This is a genomic window from Streptacidiphilus melanogenes (assembly GCF_000787835.1).
Taxonomy (GTDB): domain Bacteria; phylum Actinomycetota; class Actinomycetes; order Streptomycetales; family Streptomycetaceae; genus Streptacidiphilus; species Streptacidiphilus melanogenes.
Genome location: NZ_BBPP01000099.1, coordinates 3,245 through 3,578 on the forward strand (window position 1 = coordinate 3,245; position 334 = coordinate 3,578).

Sequence of the window (334 nt, forward strand, 5' to 3'; positions counted from 1 at the left end):
ACACCACCATGGTTTAGCCTCATCCAGTTTCGCTCGCCACTACTCCCGGAATCACGGTTGTTTTCTCTTCCTGCGGGTACTGAGATGTTTCACTTCCCCGCGTTCCCTCCACATACCCTATGTGTTCAGGTATGGGTGACAGCCCATGACGACTGCCGGGTTTCCCCATTCGGACACCCCCGGATCAAAGCTCGGTTGACAGCTCCCCGGGGCCTATCGCGGCCTCCCACGTCCTTCATCGGTTCCTGGTGCCAAGGCATCCACCGTGCGCCCTTAATAACTTGGCCATAGATGCTCGCGTCCACTGTGCAGTTCTCAAACAACGACCAGAAGG

Annotated in this window: 1 rRNA gene (only partly in view); it reads right to left on the bottom strand. The window is 57.2% G+C overall.

From position 1 onward, the window contains the following. Nucleotides 1-287 (bottom strand): 23S ribosomal RNA (locus TR49_RS47130); it reaches 3,058 nt to the left of the window's first position. Between the last annotated feature and the right edge of the window lie 47 nt (nucleotides 288-334).